Origin of the sequence: Marinagarivorans algicola, from assembly GCF_001292705.1 — a bacterium.
Lineage (GTDB): Bacteria > Pseudomonadota > Gammaproteobacteria > Pseudomonadales > Cellvibrionaceae > Marinagarivorans > Marinagarivorans algicola.
Window position 1 is genome coordinate 14790 of sequence record NZ_LGAK01000048.1, and the last position, 14838, is coordinate 29627.

Sequence of the window (14838 nt, forward strand, 5' to 3'; positions counted from 1 at the left end):
GTTGAGTATCCATCAAACAAAAGCTGACGATTATACTGGCCCTTTAGCTGTTGTGGGGCACAATGCGGCGACTAATGAATTTGAAGGTGGCTTTGGACGCCAATTGCGCGAACTTACCTGCTTTTGTGCTGTGAAATGCGATGCGAGCTTAAAAACAACAGTGGATATCTTGTGTGACTCCACTGCTGTTTGGCTTGACGGCTATTTGTGGTCAGCGACCGATTTAACGGTGACCTTGCCAAAGTCATTATTAGCGTTACGGACATGCCAAGCCTTGGTCGCGTTATTTTAAATTGCTCACTATGCCTTGAGCTGTTGCTCTAGCCAAGCGGCTGCGCCGTTAAATGCCAGCTCGTTGTGTGTGACCAAATAAGCAGGAATATTCTCGACATAGGGGCTCATAGGGCCTTTGTGAGCAAATTTGGCGGCAAAGTCACTGTTGAGTACAAAGCCGGTAAAGCGTGGCAAAATTCCACCGGCGAGATAAATGCCCCCTGTTGCGCCATAAGTGAGCGCTAGGTTGCCAGCAAAGCTGCCTAAAAAACTACAAAAAGTCTCTAGAGTGGTTACGCAGGTGGCATCGCTACCGTCGATAGCTTTGGTGGAAATATCACTAGGTTCATAGGCATAGGGTGTACTGCCTTCTACTTCACAAATAGCTTTGTAGAGGTTCACAAGACCGGGGCCTGAAAGAAAGGCTTCGGCAGAAACATGCCCTAAATGACCGATCGCCGCTTTAATCACCTCCGCTTCGAATGCGGAACTCGGAGCAATATTGATATGGCCGCCTTCACAGGGATTAGGTAGCCATTGATGGTTATGATTGATGACGCCGGCAACGCCTAAGCCTGTACCCGGGCCAAAGACAGCTTTGTTTGCGCCTGCTTTAGGGGCACCGGTTTTCAAGGTGGTTAAGTCATCTTCGCCCATTAAAGGGATGCCTGCAGCGACTGCGGCAAAATCGTTCATGGCAGTGAACGCCTCAAAACCAAACTGCTCGGCGACAGCTTTGCACGAAAACCCCCATGACAAGTTGGTCATTTGGATGTAGTCACCTAATACAGGCCCTGCAATGGCGGCGCACATGGCGGTAGGTTTAACATCAACCAATGCCAGGTAAGCGCGTAAGGCCTCTTCAAAGCTAGAGTAATCTTGACCTTTTAAAATGTGTACATGCTCAAGGGTGTAGAGGTTGCTTTTTTTGCCGGTAACAAGGGCAAAGCGGGCATTGGTTCCGCCGATATCGGCGACAACATATGGGTACATGATGGACTCTCTATAGGTAGGGGTTTGTCGCACAGCAAAACATGCCGTTACCGCGATATAAAGGGGACACTCTAGAGAAACCCTGTAAAGCGTGCAAGCGTGCATACGAATGCACGGTGTCAAGTGAGTCGTTAGCGTTGATTCCTTATGGCGCACGCAACAGCTTGGAGGCGGCTTGAGGTGCGCGTTAGAGTTGGCTAATAAACGCCTCTGGCTCGAAGGTGATATCCAGTTTTTTAATTAAGCGACCGTCGGGCTGAATAATGACTAAGGTGGGATAACCTGTGGCGTTGTAGCGCTGCATAAAACCGGCTGCTTCATCGGACTCGGAGTCAATACGTGCGTAGACATAATGCGTATCTATCAGTGCTTTGACGCGAGCTTGACTGAATACTGTTCTGTCGAGCTTAACGCAGTAACCACACCAAAAAGCGGAAAGGTCAGCTAAAACGGGCTTGCCCTCTTTGGCGGCTTTAGTTTTGGCCTCTGCTAAGGTGAGCGGCGTTAAGCCCGTGCTCGCAAAGGCGCGCTTACCATTGTAGTTTTGCAGGGCTTGGATGCCAAAATAAAAGCTCGCACCAAAGACGAGCATAAGCAAAAAGGAGAGAATTTCTTTCTTGAGGCGTTTTTGAGAGATCATAAATAACCCTTGCATGTAGTTCCGTAGGTACAAGACAAGGTGTTTTCAAAAGAGTTCTAGTGAAACACTCAAGACAGCGACTGGCTCTAGCGCTATAATCGTGCCCTTTTAATCATTTTAGATCACTATTTTGGAGTCAGCATGGCCGACCGTACGGCGAGTGTTAAGCGAGATACCCTTGAAACTCAAATTAGCGTTGCATTGAACCTTGATGGAAAGGGGGCCGGTGTTTTTGATACCGGTGTACCTTTTTTAGAGCATATGATGGATCAAATTGCGCGCCACGGCATGGTTGATCTGGAGGTTTTTTGTAAGGGCGATACACATATTGACGACCATCATACTGTTGAAGATATTGGTATTACGATAGGCCAGGCTATTGATAAAGCCGTGGGTGACAAACGCGGGATTTATCGCTATGGCCATGCTTATGTGCCCTTAGATGAGGCACTATCACGTGTAGTGATTGATTTTTCTGGGCGTCCAGGCCTGATCATGAATATCCCATTCACACAAAAGCGCATAGGCACTTTTGATACTGAGCTATTCTGGGAGTTTTTTCAGGGTTTTGTCAATCATGCCAAAGTGACAGTGCATATTGATTGCTTGCGTGGGCACAATGCCCATCACCAAGCCGAGACAGTTTTTAAAGCATTTGGCCGTGCATTACGGATGGCGTTAGAGGTGGATGAGCGCATGGGGAATACGATGCCCTCCACTAAAGGAACCCTCTAATAACCGCGTGGTATGTGATACGCGATAGATGATAATTTTAATGAGAGTGCCCAATGAGTAGTACACAAGTTGCCATTATTGATTATGGTATGGGGAATTTGCACTCGGTGGCTAGTGCTGTAAGGCACGTGGCGCCAAGGGCTGATGTCATTGTAACTTCTGATAGTCAAGCGATCGCCCAAGCTGATCGTGTGATATTTCCAGGGGTCGGTGCAATACGTGATTGTGTTGCTGAGATTAAACATCGTGGATTTGACAAGGCTGTTGCCCGTGAAATGGCTTCGGGTAAGCCGGTGTTGGCTATTTGTGTAGGGCTGCAAGCGCTAATGCAAAGTAGTGAAGAAAATGGCGGTGTCGAGTGCCTTAGCGCCTTTGAGGGCGAGGTGAAAGGCTTTGCGAGTACGCCAGGGTTTAACCTTATATGTGACGAAAGCTCGCACAGTGGTGAGCGTTTAAAAGTGCCGCATATGGGTTGGAACCAAGTGCAGCAAAAGCAAGCGCACCCGTTATGGCACGATATAGACGACGAAGGGCGATTTTATTTTGTGCACAGCTACTATGTGCAGACACCGCAGAGCGACTTGGTGGTAGGGCAAAGCCATTACGGCCACAACTTTGTCGCCGCTATTGCCCAAAACAATGTCTTTGCCGCGCAGTTTCACCCTGAAAAAAGCCATACCAATGGTTTGCAGCTGCTTAAAAACTTTGCCGAATGGGATGGCAAATTTTAATGATTTTAGCCTGCTTTCGGCAGGCGTAATGTGTAAGGTATCAAAATGTTAATTATTCCGGCGATCGATTTAAAAGACGGTAAATGTGTGCGTTTGCGTAAAGGCGTAATGGAGGACTCGACGGTGTTCTCTGACGACCCTGTGAGTATGGCCAAAAAATGGGTGGATCAAGGTGCGCGTCGACTGCACTTGGTTGATCTTAATGGTGCGTTTGCCGGTGAGCCTGTTAATGGCGATGTGGTGACTGAAATTTCAAAAGCCTATCCCCATCTTCCTATTCAAATCGGTGGCGGCATTCGCAGTGCCGAGACTATTGAGTACTATTTAAACGCGGGTGTTCAGTATGTCATTATTGGTACTAAAGCGGTCAAGGAACCCCAGTTTGTAACCGATATGTGTAAGGCGTTTGCCGGTCATGTCATTGTGGGTCTTGACGCCAAAAAAGGCTTAGTCGCTACCGATGGTTGGGCAGAGGTGTCTGATATGAAAGCGACCGAGCTGGCTAAGCGTTTTGAACAAGATGGCGTGAGTAGCATTGTATATACTGACATTGATCGCGATGGCATGATGCAAGGCGTGAATGTTGAAGCTACGGTGGCTATGGCTAAGGCTTCTAGCTTGCCGGTTGTCGCATCTGGCGGCATTACGGATATCAATGACATTAGTGCATTATTGGCGGCCAGTCACGAGGGTGCTGGTATCTGCGGTGCAATTACTGGTCGCGCTATATATGAAGACACGTTAGATTTAGCGCAAGCGCAAATGTTATGTGATCAGAAGGCGGGCTAATTATGGCATTGGCAAAGCGCATTATTCCTTGTTTAGATGTTGATAAAGGCCGCGTGGTGAAAGGCGTGCAATTTCTTGACATTCGCGACGCTGGCGACCCCGTTGAAATTGCGAAAAAATACAATCAGCAAGGTGCAGATGAAATCACTTTTCTTGATATTACTGCCAGCCATGAAGCGCGCGATACTACTATTCATACGGTTGAGGCTATTGCCTCAGAGGTATTTATTCCCTTGACCGTTGGCGGTGGTATCCGCACGGTAGTGGATATTCGCAATATGCTGAATGCAGGGGCCGATAAAGTGAGTATTAACTCGGCGGCCGTGTTTAATCCTGATTTTGTGCAGCAAGCGGCGGATAAATTCGGTTCGCAATGCATTGTTGTGGCGATTGATGCCAAAAAAGTCAGTGGCCCCAATGAGGCGGCGCGCTGGGAAATATTTACCCATGGTGGTCGCAAACCTACTGGCATTGATGCAGTGGCGTGGGGTGTAAAAATGGTTGAGCTGGGCGCTGGTGAGATTTTATTAACCAGTATGGATAACGACGGTGTTAAGCAAGGCTTTGACTTGGGTGTCACGCGTGCTATCAGTGATGCGGTGAGCGTGCCGGTGATTGCGAGTGGCGGTGTGGGTAATTTGCAGCATCTAGTCGATGGCGTTGAGCGCGGTGGGGCTGACGCTGTGTTGGCGGCGAGTATTTTCCACTTTGGTGAATATACCGTGCCCCAGGCGAAGCAGTATATGGCTGAGCGCGGTATTGAAGTGCGGCTTTAGTGAGAGTTGAGTATTTCAAAAAAACACCCCCGCACATCCAGTAATGGCAGCCTGAGTATGTGGGGGGTGCTTACCTTAGAGGTTTGTCAGTGTTAAATCACTGCTATGTGGCACTGATAACCTACTCAAAAATGCATATAACAAGTATCATTGCAATATGCTAGGTGCTTTACAGGGCTTTTGTATATGCGCTACTGAGGGCGAATAATCAAGCCATTGCATCGCCCCTGAGATGCCGCACGTTCTAACCTAGCCAGTCGCTTGTGGCTAATAGCTTGACAGTGTACAACGACTGTATGACTGTTACCTGCGGCGAGTGCTCTTTCCATTAATCGGGGTATTTCGGGCGCTTGCTTAGGCTGCAAAATACGCAAGCCTAGCACATCAAAATCAAATCGCTGTAAGGCTTCTTTTCCAAGGCCGGTGGGGCATATCCAGGTTAGCCATTGCCCTGCGCTTTCTGGCTTTTTGTATTGATGGCTAAGGTGCGCCAGCATTGCAAACGTGATATCAGTTTGGGTGTGATTTAGTGCATTGCCCGCAACGATGATTTCACTAATATAGCCTTGGCGGTTTTGAGTCGATGGGCTGCCAGAGAGTAAAAGAGCCTGCATAATATTATCCTCGGCGAATGACGCCTACACTTATGCCTTCTATGGCAAATTGGCTATCACGTAAATCGACTTCTATGACATCAAAGGTTGGGTTTTCGGGGAGTAGCTGAATCGTGGCGCAATTTCCTTCGCGCCGGTAGCGTTTAACCGTGACTTCGTCATCAATGCGTGCGACCACAATATCGTTGTTTTTGGCTGTTTTTGCCTCGCGTACCGCCAGCAAGTCACCATCTAGAATCCCTGCATTTTTCATGCTCATGCCCTTTACCTCAAGAAGGTAGTCGGCCGAAGGCTTAAAAAACGACTGCGGTATAGCGGCATAATCTTCAATATGTTCTTGCGCCAGTATAGGGTTGCCCGCGGCTACACGGCCTACAATGGGAATGCCTCGGGCTTCTTCGGGTAAGCGTATACCACGTGAGGCACCTTCAATAATCTCAATAGCCCCTTTACGTGCGAGTGCTTTAATGTGCTCCTCTGCGGCATTGGCCGAGCGAAAGCCGAGTATGTTGGCTAGCTCAACACGGGTTGGCGGGCAGCCGGTCTCTTCCATGTGGCTTTTAATAACATCAAAAACTTGCTGTTGCCTTGCGGTGAGTTTTCGCATGGTCTCTCCCGTGTAAGAGTATGAATAGGGGTACTGGTTAGCTATACAGTATTTTATTGTATACAGAAAAACTCACATGGCAAGCGGTGAGCTCAAAAAAAGCAGTACTTGCGTGCTATAGGTTAAATACTCGAACTATAGGTTAAATACTCGAAGCGGCTCAAATATCCTGGTTCTATTGTAAAGGCTGGTTGAATAAGAATTGCCGCCTATAAGATTTTTGTTTATTCAGGTTATTATGGCTAGCGTTCTATTAATAGCGATTACGAGTCTAGTGGACTCATGCTGATAAATTTAGCCCAACATTGCCATTTTTGGATTTTTTATACAACTTTAAGCGCCTGTGATACAGAGGCATTCACATTCAAGGTCGCTCAGGGCTCTGAGTTGAGTGTATATCTTGCCTTGCGCGAGCTGGAGTGAGTCAGAAAATGCTTTATGACGGCTTAATCGCGCCATCGCTAATGTGTAAAGCTGTTATAATTGTGCGCTTTTAACAGCGGATGCTAAAGCTAGCCATGATTTTAAAAAATATGATTTTAAAAAGCATGATTGTAAACAGTGTACGGTGCAAAGCGATCTTGGGTGCCTTTGTTTTTTGTGTCGGTGCTGTAGGTAGCGTACAGCACGCTGCCGCGCGCACTATTATTATTCCTAAGCCTCCGCAGGTGGCTGCGAAAGCCTACGTTCTTATGGATGCTAATACTGGCCATATCTTGGTTGCGCAAAATGCCGATGAGCAACTACCGCCGGCGAGTCTCACTAAAATTATGACTAGCTATATTGTCTCGGAAGAGATTGTACGTGGTGAGCTAGGTGAGCAAGACAAGGTTTATGTGACTGATGATGCATGGCGTCGAGGCGGCACCTCGAGTGGTGGTTCGACCATGTTTTTAAAGCCGCGTAGCGAAGTCGATGTGATTGATTTGCTGCGTGGTGTCATTATTCAATCGGGTAATGATGCCTCTATTGCGTTGGCGCAGCATATTGCTGGTAGTGAAGGGGCTTTCGCCGATGTGATGAATCAAACGGCTACGTTACTGGGTATGCAAAACACGCATTTTATGAACGCCACCGGCTGGCCTGCAGAAGGGCATTTAACCACTGCAAACGATTTGGCGTTATTGGCGCAAGCAACCATTAATGATCACCCAGAGCACTATGGTATTTATGCCGAAAAAAGCTTTACCTACAACGGTATTAAACAGGATAACCGCAATAGCTTATTGTTCCGCGATGCCAGTGTTGATGGGTTAAAAACAGGCCACACTGAAGCGGCGGGCTATTGTTTGGTTGCTACAGCTAAAAAAGAAGGAATGCGCTTGATTTCCGTCGTTTTGGGCACTCGCTCAAAAGAGGCGCGTGCTGTCGAGTCGCAAAAGCTTCTATCTTATGGCTTTAGATATTATACCACTCACACGGTGGTTAAGGCTGATCAGTCACTTATAGACAGTCATATTTGGCAGGGCTTAACGGATACGCTCGCTTTAGGTGTGCAAGAGGACCTCACCTTAACTGTACCGCGTGGCAGCGAAGATAAACTCGAGCTAACCACTGAGGTCGCAAAAACAATCAAAGCCCCCATTAAAGAGGGGGAGGTGATGGGCAAGTTGTCTATTGCCTTTAATGGTGATGTTTTATACCGCGGCGAATTAGTGGCGTTGCACGATGTAGAGCAGGCGGGCTTTTTGGCGCGTTTGTGGGACAGTTTAATATTATTGATTCAGGGTTTATTGGCATGAGTGTAGAGAATGGACCGCGTCCGTTGATTGAGTTTCCGTGTCCGGATTACCCAATTAAAGTGTTAGGGGATGCATTTGTAGAATTCGAAAAAGAGGTGCTGGCGGTGCTGTTGAAGCATGCCGATATTTGCGGTAAACCGGCACCTCTAAACGCTAGTCGCAATGGCCGCTTTAGTTCTTTAACGGTCAAAATAGTCGCCACCGGCGAGCCGCAACTTAAGCGCTTGCACGCAGAGCTTAAAGATCTTAGCTTTGTTAAAATGGTGTTGTGATGGCAGAGTTGTCAAGTGATAACCTCGTGCGCACACCCGCCATCGTCAAAGACTTAGGGGTGATGGAATACAGTCAAGTATGGTCAGCGATGCGCGATTTTACCGCTCAGCGCGATGCAGATACGCAGGATGAGATATGGTGTGTCGAACACTTGCCTGTTTATACTCAGGGACAAGCTGGCAAGCCTGAGCATATTCTCAACAGCCCTTCCACACGAGCAATTCCTGTTGTTCAAACCGATAGGGGTGGGCAAGTCACTTATCATGGTCCGGGCCAGCTAGTGGTTTACCCGCTCCTTGATTTAAAGCGTAAAAAACTCGGAGTGCGCGAGTTGGTGACTAAAATTGAAAACAGCGTGGTTGCGTGTTTGGCTGAGTTGGGTATTGATGCTGCGGCTAAAGCCGATGCGCCGGGTGTGTATGTGGCTGATGCCAAGATAGCCTCATTGGGTCTGAGGGTGCGAGGGGGGTGCAGCTTTCACGGTGTGGGCATTAATGTTGCGATGGACTTGTCGCCTTTTTTGGGTATCAACCCTTGTGGTTATGCCGCGATGCCCATGACCCAAATTGTCGATGTTTTACCGCATGACTCAACGCTTGCACCCGCTGCGTTTTTTGAGCGTATTAAAAAGCAGTACGTGGCTTGTTTGCTGGCTCAGTTACAAGCGTACGCTGTGTGAACCACCGTATATTTTGCCAAAGTGCTGGCAGCCTGACTACAGCCTAAAGCAATGATTGTTAATACTGGCAATGACCAGAGTTAGAGGTAGATATGACCGAACAGTTTGACCCCGTAAAGCGCACCCGCCGTATTGCCCAAGGTGAAAAGCTCCGCGATGCTGATAAAGTTGAGCGGATCCCTGTGAAGGTGATTGCGTCCGATGCGCCTTTGCGTAAGCCCGATTGGATTCGTGTGCGCATACCGGCCTCACCTGAAGTGCAGCGCATTAAAAGCATGCTCCGCAAAAACAAGCTTTCAACGGTGTGTGAAGAAGCCAACTGCCCTAACTTGAGCGAATGCTTTAGTGGCGGCACGGCCACCTTTATGATTATGGGTGATATCTGTACGCGCCGCTGCCCTTTTTGCGACGTAGGCCACGGTAAGCCTAACCCACTCGATACCGAAGAGCCTGTTAATTTGGCGCGTGCTATTGCAGATATGGCATTAAAGTATGTCGTGATTACATCCGTTGATCGCGATGATCTGCGCGATGGTGGTGCAGGACACTTTGCCGACTGTATTCGTGAGGCGCGTATCTTATCGCCCAATATTCAAATGGAAATATTAACGCCTGATTTCAGAGGGCGTATGGATGTTGCGTTAGACATTTTGGCTGCTGAGCCGCCGGATGTGTTTAATCACAACTTGGAAACAGTGCCAAGGCTTTACCGTGAGGCGCGACCAGGTGCGAATTACCAGTGGTCTTTAGAGCTACTAAAAAAATATAAAGCATTACGCCCTGATGTGTTGACTAAGTCAGGGTTAATGGTAGGGCTTGGTGAAACCAAAGAAGAAATCTTTGATGTGCTCAAAACAATGCGTGACTATGATATTGATATGCTAACGATTGGGCAGTATTTGTCGCCATCGCGCGATCACTTGCCCGTCAAGCGCTATGTGGAACCGGCCGAGTTTGATGAATATGCGGCTTACGCAAAGTCGTTAGGCTTTAAGCATGCCGCGTGCGGCCCCCTGGTGCGCTCTTCTTATCATGCAGATAAGCAAGCGCATGGCGAAGAGATTACGTAATTGCACAGGCGCTGGCAGGGCTATTGTTTTGATTTGCGCGAGGAGCCAGAGCAGCTAGATACTGTACTGTTGTGGCTGCACGCTGAATGGCTTAAGCAGCGTAAAAATACCATTCAAAATCCCGCTGAAGCTTATGGCTTGAGGCGTATTCAATTGCAGGAGCATTTAGCGCCCTCGGCCGTTCCGTTAACACTGATAGCCAAAGAGAGCAAAAGCGATACGCAACCTGTATTGGGTTGCGTCAGTATGGCGCGTTTAGCGAGCGCGAGCCCTTTGGCTTCGCTTGAGCTCAATCATGCGCTATGGTTGAGTAATTTATTTGTAACCCCTACGGCGCGTGGATTAGGTATTGGTAGCGCATTACTGCAGGCTGTTGAGGCTCAAGCGCGCGACTTGGGGCACATGGAAATGTATTTGTATACGCAATCGTCTAAAGCCTACTACACCAGTAAAGGTTGGCGTGAATGTCTCATTAAACCGAGGGGCGGCACAGCGGTGGCAGTCACTCCGATTGCGGTTTTGAAAAAACAGCTCAGTTAGTAGGTATGGCCGAGCGTGAATGCAATATTGCATGGGAATATTCGATGCAATCAATTGAGGCGCTAAGCTAAATCTGGTAATCTGCCGTCCCATCCAAGCGGGCGCTTTTTGTGGTCTATTTTGCTTTGCCTTTTACCAGTGTTTATCGGCTAGGCAGAAGGTAAGGCCCATTGAAAGTATACGCTTCGCTATTTTTGTCTCACAGTCTGATTGTGTCTTGTGTTTACAGCATCATTGCTATAGACCGGCTGATCGAGGCAACCCGTTAATTTATGCTTGTGCACAACAAGCGACCCGACTATCACAAGGCGTCTAATGACTCGATTTGTATTTGTTACCGGTGGCGTTGTTTCGTCATTGGGTAAAGGTATTGCGTCTGCATCTTTAGCTGCAGTGCTTGAAGCGCGCGGCCTAAAAGTGACCATCCTTAAGCTCGATCCTTATATCAATGTTGACCCAGGCACCATGAGCCCTTTTCAGCATGGTGAAGTCTTTGTTACAGAAGATGGTGCCGAAACCGATTTGGATTTAGGGCACTATGAGCGCTTTATTCGCTCCAATATGACACGCAAAAATAACTTTACCACAGGCCGAGTCTACGAGACTGTTTTACGTAAAGAGCGTCGCGGAGACTATCTCGGTGGGACGGTACAAGTTATTCCGCATATTACTGACGAAATTAAGCGTCGTATTATGGCCGGTGGTGCGGGCTATGATGTTGCAATGGTCGAAATTGGCGGTACGGTGGGCGATATTGAGTCACAACCCTTTTTGGAGTCTGTTCGCCAATTGGTTGTAGAGCTGGGTAGTCAGCGCTGTGCATTAATGCATTTAACTTTAGTGCCTTATATCGCTACCGCAGGCGAGACCAAAACAAAGCCTACTCAGCACTCTGTTAAAGAGCTTCGCTCTATTGGTTTGCAGCCTGATGTGTTGTTATGCCGTTCAGAAACGCTGATTGACGATGACTCGTTGCGCAAAATAGCACTCTTTACCAATGTAGCACAAAAAGCGGTTGTTCCTTTACCCGACGTGGAAACGATTTATTCCATTCCGCATCACTTGCAAAGCTATCACCTTGATCAAATACTATTAGATAAATTTGGTTTAACCGCAGAGCCGGCTCACTTAGCTGAGTGGGATTGGGTCGCTGAGCGTAAACTTAACCCCGTACACGAAGTGACTATTGCGATGGTCGGTAAGTATATGGAGTTGTTAGATGCCTATAAGTCGCTCAATGAATCGTTAAGCCATGCCGGCATACACACCAAAACTAAAGTTAATGTGTTATATATTAACGCCGAAGATGTCGAAGAAAAAGGTTTGGGATTACTCGATAACGTTGATGCCATCTTAGTGCCTGGCGGTTTTGGCCGCCGTGGCTTAGAAGGTAAATTAATGGCGGTGCGTCATGCTCGTGAAAACGGTATTCCTTATTTAGGTATTTGCTTGGGTATGCAAACGGCGGTGATTGAATTTGCCCGCAATGTTGTCGGCTGGGAAGATGCCAACAGTACCGAATTTGATACCAAGACCAAGCACCCAGTGATTGGCTTAATTACCGAGTGGGTGACTGCCGCTGGCGATACCGAAACACGCGACGAAAGCAGCGACCTCGGTGGTAGTATGCGCCTAGGTGCACAAGAGTGTCGCTTAGAAAAAGAAAGCCGAACGCGCGCTATTTACGGCGAAGATGTAATTGTGGAGCGCCACCGTCATCGCTATGAAGTGAATAATCATTTTATTGATCAGTTGCGTCAAGCGGGCTTAAAAGTGGGCGGCTGGTCAGCCGATGATGCGTTGGTTGAAGTGGTTGAAATCCCTGATCATCCGTGGTTTGTGGCGTGTCAGTTCCACCCCGAATTTACCTCGACGCCGCGCGATGGCCACCCTCTATTTACTAGCTATATTCAAGCGGCGCTTGCGCACCGCGCTGCGAAAGGCAACCAGTAATGACCGCGAGCAAAATCATAAAAGTCCAAGATATTTCGGTAGCCAATGATCTACCGTTTGTATTATTTGGTGGCATGAATGTGTTGGAGTCGCGTGATTTAGCCATGCAAACGGCTGAGGCTTACGTAGAGGTGACTCAAAAATTGGGTATCCCTTACGTTTTTAAGGCGTCATTTGATAAGGCTAATCGCTCTTCGGTACACTCGTATCGTGGTCCTGGCATGGAAGAAGGCTTAAAAATCTTTCAAGAAGTGAAAGAAACCTTTAAGGTGCCGGTCATTACCGATGTTCACGAGGTGTATCAAGCACAACCGGTTGCCGAAGTGTGCGATGTGATTCAATTACCCGCTTTTTTAGCTCGTCAAACCGACTTGGTTGAGGCAATGGCTAAAACCGGCGCGGTGATTAACGTTAAAAAACCACAGTTCTTGAGTGCTGGCCAAATGGTCAATATTGTCGAGAAATTTGCCGAGTGCGGCAACGAGAAGATTATTTTATGCGAGCGCGGCAGCTGTATGGGGTATGACAATCTCGTCGTCGATATGCTGGGTTTTAAAACGATGAAAGACAGCTGTGCTCAAGCGCCGATTATTTTCGATGTTACTCATTCGCTACAGTGTCGCGATCCCTTTGGTGCGGCTTCGGGTGGGCGGCGTAGCCAAACGGCTGAGCTGGCGCGCGCAGGCATGGCGGTGGGCTTGGCCGGTTTGTTTTTAGAGGCACATCCTAACCCTGATGCGGCTAAATGCGATGGCCCAAGTGCTTTGCCTCTAGAGAAGCTAGCGCCTTTTTTGGCGCAAATTAAAGCCCTTGATGATCTAATTAAATCGCAAGAGCCCTTGGTGATTGATTGATGGCGTAGTCATGATTGAATGGCTGTTGACGGCGAATACCCCATAAGATTGACCCATAGATTTACCCACAACGAACGGAGACTTGCTCTAATGAGTAACATTGTTGACATTAAAGGTTTTGAAATTTTAGATTCACGCGGTAACCCAACCGTGATGGCTGAAGTTGTTTTGGCGTGTGGTGCGGTGGGTGCTGCGAGCGCACCTTCTGGCGCTTCTACGGGTTCTCGCGAAGCATTAGAGTTGCGTGATGGCGACAAAAGCCGTTACTTGGGTAAGGGCGTGTTAAAGGCTGTTGCCAATGTGAATGATATGATTAAGCCCTTATTGATGGGTAAAGATGTCACTGCTCAGCGTGAACTTGATCAAATCATGTTAGATGCCGATGGTACGGAAAACAAAGAAAAGTTAGGCGCCAATGCTATTTTGGCGGTTTCTTTGGCAGCGGCTAAAGCGGCATCAATCGCTAAAAAAGTGCCCTTATATGCACACATTGCTGATATTAATGGCACGCCAGGGCAATACAGCATGCCTGTCCCCATGATGAACATTGTGAATGGCGGTGAGCACGCCGACAATAATGTAGACATTCAAGAGTTTATGGTTCAGCCTGTTGCGGCACCAACATTTGCCGAAGCATTGCGCGTAGGTGCTGAAATTTTTCATGCACTAAAAAAAGTATTGTCAGGCCGTGGTTTAAATACAGCCGTTGGCGATGAAGGGGGTTTTGCACCTAACTTACCGTCCAATGAAGGTGCTTTAGAGGCGATTGCGGAAGCCGTAGCTAACGCTGGCTATGAGTTAGGTAAAGACGTGACTTTGGCATTGGATTGCGCTGCTTCTGAGTTTTATAAAGACGGTGTCTATGACTTGGCCGGTGAAGGTAAAAAATTCAACGCCTCTGAGTTTGCAGATTATTTAAAAGGTTTAACAGAGCGCTTTCCTATCTTATCGATCGAAGATGGTATGGATGAGAGTGACTGGGATGGTTGGGCTGACTTAACCGTAAAAACTGGTGAAAAAACCCAACTAGTCGGTGACGATCTGTTTGTCACTAATACCAAAATTTTAAAAGAAGGTATTGATAAGAAAATTGCTAATTCTATTTTGATTAAGTTCAACCAGATTGGTTCTTTGAGCGAAACCTTGGATGCAATTAAAATGGCAAAAGAGGCTGGTTATACCGCGGTGATTTCTCATCGCTCCGGCGAAACAGAAGATACTTTTATTGCCGACTTGGCCGTGGCAACAGCGGCTGGCCAAATAAAAACAGGCTCTTTGTCGCGCTCTGATCGTGTGGCTAAATATAATCGCTTATTGCGTATTGAAGCAGAACTTGGCGAACAAGCCCCTTACCGTGGTTTGGCCGAATTCAAACGCGTGTAAGTGTTGTTTTCATTGTCGCAAAGGGCCGCTAAGCGGCCCTTTTTGCTTTAGGGCATAATCATCGCCGGATATCACAGTACAGCTCAACAGTGACGCGCTGGCAAAGTGATGCTTTTGTTAAGTGGCGCTTCTATTGAAAGGCTGTCATTTGCTACTATTAAGTAATATTACGCATTATTTAGCCCG

17 protein-coding genes are annotated in these 14838 nt (G+C 47.7%); 13 read left to right on the forward strand and 4 right to left on the reverse strand.

Annotated elements, in window-relative coordinates; genetic code table 11:
- The first annotated feature begins 1 nt into the window (after position 1).
- Positions 2-292 carry a hypothetical protein gene (locus tag AC438_RS13730; RefSeq protein ID WP_053981839.1) on the forward strand — a complete coding sequence of 97 codons (291 nt, stop codon included), beginning with the start codon at positions 2-4 and terminating at the stop codon, positions 290-292.
- Between the two features lie 8 nt (positions 293-300).
- On the opposite strand, the gene glk is transcribed toward AC438_RS13730, so the two are convergent.
- A complete protein-coding gene (gene glk / locus AC438_RS13735) occupies positions 301-1266 on the reverse strand; it encodes a glucokinase (protein ID WP_053981840.1) in 966 nt (321 codons plus the stop codon).
- 187 nt (positions 1267-1453) lie between these two features.
- Positions 1454-1906, reverse strand: a complete 453-nt coding sequence (locus AC438_RS13740) for a thioredoxin family protein (protein WP_162230749.1) — start codon at positions 1904-1906, stop codon at positions 1454-1456.
- 141 nt (positions 1907-2047) lie between these two features.
- On the opposite strand from AC438_RS13740, the gene hisB reads away from it, so the two are divergent.
- Genes hisB through hisF form a run of 4 tightly spaced genes read left to right on the forward strand, consistent with a single transcriptional unit; the run spans position 2048 to position 4937 of the window.
- Positions 2048-2641, forward strand: coding sequence for an imidazoleglycerol-phosphate dehydratase HisB (gene hisB / locus AC438_RS13745; RefSeq protein ID WP_053981842.1), 594 nt, complete (start codon positions 2048-2050; stop codon positions 2639-2641).
- A gap of 53 nt (positions 2642-2694) precedes the next feature.
- The gene (gene hisH, locus AC438_RS13750) at positions 2695-3372 is read left to right on the forward strand and encodes an imidazole glycerol phosphate synthase subunit HisH (protein WP_053981843.1); all 678 of its coding nucleotides are present in this window, start codon (positions 2695-2697) and stop codon (positions 3370-3372) included.
- Positions 3373-3417: 45 nt separating this feature from the next.
- Entirely contained in the window at positions 3418-4161 is a 744-nt protein-coding gene (gene hisA, locus AC438_RS13755; RefSeq protein ID WP_053981844.1) for a 1-(5-phosphoribosyl)-5-[(5-phosphoribosylamino)methylideneamino]imidazole-4-carboxamide isomerase, read from the forward strand.
- 2 nt (positions 4162-4163) lie between these two features.
- A complete protein-coding gene (gene hisF / locus AC438_RS13760) occupies positions 4164-4937 on the forward strand; it encodes an imidazole glycerol phosphate synthase subunit HisF (RefSeq protein WP_053981845.1) in 774 nt (257 codons plus the stop codon).
- A 191-nt stretch (positions 4938-5128) separates the two neighbouring features.
- Here the strand turns inward: hisF and AC438_RS13765 are convergent, their stop codons facing one another.
- Together AC438_RS13765 and lexA are read right to left on the reverse strand one after the other, a co-directional pair.
- Entirely contained in the window at positions 5129-5551 is a 423-nt protein-coding gene (locus AC438_RS13765) for a hypothetical protein (RefSeq protein ID WP_053981846.1), read from the reverse strand.
- A 4-nt stretch (positions 5552-5555) separates the two neighbouring features.
- Entirely contained in the window at positions 5556-6158 is a 603-nt protein-coding gene (gene lexA, locus AC438_RS13770; RefSeq protein ID WP_053981847.1) for a transcriptional repressor LexA, read from the reverse strand.
- 518 nt (positions 6159-6676) lie between these two features.
- On the opposite strand from lexA, the gene AC438_RS13775 reads away from it, so the two are divergent.
- The 8 genes from AC438_RS13775 (at position 6677) to eno (ending at position 14652) form a co-directional block, all read left to right on the forward strand.
- The gene (locus tag AC438_RS13775) at positions 6677-7900 is read left to right on the forward strand and encodes a D-alanyl-D-alanine carboxypeptidase family protein (protein ID WP_238376401.1); all 1224 of its coding nucleotides are present in this window, start codon (positions 6677-6679) and stop codon (positions 7898-7900) included.
- The gene (locus AC438_RS13780; RefSeq protein WP_053981848.1) at positions 7897-8172 is read left to right on the forward strand and encodes a YbeD family protein; all 276 of its coding nucleotides are present in this window, start codon (positions 7897-7899) and stop codon (positions 8170-8172) included. The genes AC438_RS13775 and AC438_RS13780 overlap by 4 nt, the downstream gene beginning before the upstream one ends.
- The gene (lipB, locus tag AC438_RS13785; protein WP_053981849.1) at positions 8172-8852 is read left to right on the forward strand and encodes a lipoyl(octanoyl) transferase LipB; all 681 of its coding nucleotides are present in this window, start codon (positions 8172-8174) and stop codon (positions 8850-8852) included. The genes AC438_RS13780 and lipB overlap by 1 nt, the downstream gene beginning before the upstream one ends.
- A gap of 92 nt (positions 8853-8944) precedes the next feature.
- Entirely contained in the window at positions 8945-9922 is a 978-nt protein-coding gene (gene lipA / locus AC438_RS13790) for a lipoyl synthase (protein ID WP_053981850.1), read from the forward strand.
- Positions 9923-10462 carry a GNAT family N-acetyltransferase gene (locus AC438_RS13795; RefSeq protein ID WP_053981851.1) on the forward strand — a complete coding sequence of 180 codons (540 nt, stop codon included), beginning with the start codon at positions 9923-9925 and terminating at the stop codon, positions 10460-10462. It abuts the gene before it with no gap.
- A gap of 315 nt (positions 10463-10777) precedes the next feature.
- Positions 10778-12415 carry a CTP synthase gene (locus AC438_RS13800; protein WP_053981852.1) on the forward strand — a complete coding sequence of 546 codons (1638 nt, stop codon included), beginning with the start codon at positions 10778-10780 and terminating at the stop codon, positions 12413-12415.
- Positions 12415-13269, forward strand: coding sequence for a 3-deoxy-8-phosphooctulonate synthase (kdsA, locus tag AC438_RS13805; RefSeq protein WP_053981853.1), 855 nt, complete (start codon positions 12415-12417; stop codon positions 13267-13269). The genes AC438_RS13800 and kdsA overlap by 1 nt, the downstream gene beginning before the upstream one ends.
- A 90-nt stretch (positions 13270-13359) precedes the next feature.
- Positions 13360-14652: a phosphopyruvate hydratase gene (gene eno / locus AC438_RS13810; protein WP_053981854.1), complete on the forward strand. Its 1293-nt coding sequence runs from the start codon at positions 13360-13362 to the stop codon at positions 14650-14652.
- The last annotated feature ends 186 nt before the right edge of the window (positions 14653-14838 follow it).